Genomic DNA, 1652 nt, shown 5'->3' with positions numbered 1-1652 from the left:
CCCGGCCCGGTCGGTGGGCCGGAGCCGGGCGGCGGCGGGTTCACCGGGCAGGCCGGCCCGACCGAGGACGGCTTCCCGGACGCCCTGCGCGACCGCTTCGCCCCGCTGGGCAGGGCGGGCGCCGGCGCCGAGGGCACCGTCTGGTACGTCCGGCGCACCGACGGCGGCGCGGACGCCGCGGTCAAGGTGTCCGTGGTCGGCCACCCGATGGACCACGACCTGCTCGTCCACCTGCGCAACGACGGCTTCCGCCGGCACGTCCCGCACCTGATCGACTTCGGCCGGGTGCGCCACCACGGCGCGCTGGTCGACTGGGTGGCGATGGAGTACCTGCCGGTCACCCTCTCCGCGTACGTCGCCGGGCTGCGCCGGGACGGCGCCCACACCGACCCGCGGACCACCGAGCAGATCGTCTACGAGCTGGTCTCGCTGCTGGAGTTCTGGCAGCGGCGGATCCAGCGCAACCCACTGGACTTCAAGCCGGCCAACATCCTGGTCCGACCCGGCCGCGGGCCCGGGGAGTTCGTGATCGCGGACTTCGGCGGCGTCGACCGGCTCACCGACAGCCGCCGCTTCACCTCCGCGATGATGGTCACCGTCGCCTACATGGCCCCCGAGCAACTGGCCGGCAAGAACCACGAGGCCGGGCCCTGGTGGGGGCTCGGCAACGTGCTGTACGAACTGTTCGTCGGCCGCCCCCGCTTCGTCGGCGCGGACGGCGAGCGGGCCGCCGACCACGACCTGGAACTGGAACTGGTCATGGGCGAGGAGGTGGACCTCACCGCCGTCACTGACCAGCGCCAACTGCTGCTGCTCCAAGGCCTGTTCACCAAGAAGCCGGAGGACCGCTGGACCGCCCCGGAGGTCCGCAGCTGGCTGGCCGGCGGCAGCCCGGAGGTGATCCGGCGCCGCCCGCAGGCCCGCCGGCCGATCACCTTCCTCGGCGACCCGTTCACCGACCCGGCCCGGCTCACCGAGGTGCTGCTGCGCAACTCCGGTGCGGCGGCGCGCTGGCTGGCGGCGGTGGGGGCGGAGCGGCTGCGCGACTGGCTGCGCGACGAGGTCCAGGACTCCGTGTTCGACCTGCACTACCTCACCGACGTGGTCCGCTCGCCCGGCTCCCGGCGCGAGGCGGTGGCCGGCGTCGCCGTGCTCGCCCTCGGCGCCGCCTACGCCCCGTCCGCCGTCCCGCACTACCGCGACCGGCCGGTCGACCCGGCCGGACTGGAGCGCGTCGCCACCGAGCCGGACGGCGCCGCGTTCATCGACGAACTGGTCCGTGGCGGCGCCCCCGCCGTCGCCGCGCGCTACGACTGCTTCCACCCCGAGTGCTCCGGCGAGCACTGCTCGCGGCTGCTCGCCCTCGCCGCCCTCCCGGACGTGCTGGCCGAGGTGGAGCGCACCGCCCGCACCGTCGGCGGCGGCCGGCGCGGTGACGGCGGCCTCAGCCCGGAGGAGCGCGAGGAGGCCCACCGGCTGGCGGTCTGGCTGAGCATCCGCCCCGAGGAGCGGTACCGGCTGCTCGGCCGGCTCTCCCCGCTGCCCGCCGCGCTCCACCGACTGCCACTGCCCGTACGGGCGTCGGAGCTCGCCGCGGTGGCCGCGGCGGCGGTGGTGGACGGGGCGCTGACGGCCGGCGCCGGGGCCCGTAC

1 protein-coding gene is annotated in these 1652 nt (G+C 76.0%); it reads left to right on the top strand.

The window, feature by feature from the left end:
• A partial coding sequence (locus BG452_RS34520) for a protein kinase domain-containing protein (RefSeq protein WP_411293069.1) occupies positions 1 to 1652 on the top strand: 1652 nt, incomplete at both ends.

Origin of the sequence: Streptomyces sp. CBMA123 (assembly GCF_014596465.1) — a bacterium.
Lineage (GTDB): Bacteria > Actinomycetota > Actinomycetes > Streptomycetales > Streptomycetaceae > Kitasatospora.
The sequence above is the reverse complement of the archived record's forward strand: the minus strand, read 5'-3'. Positions and strand labels throughout refer to the sequence as shown.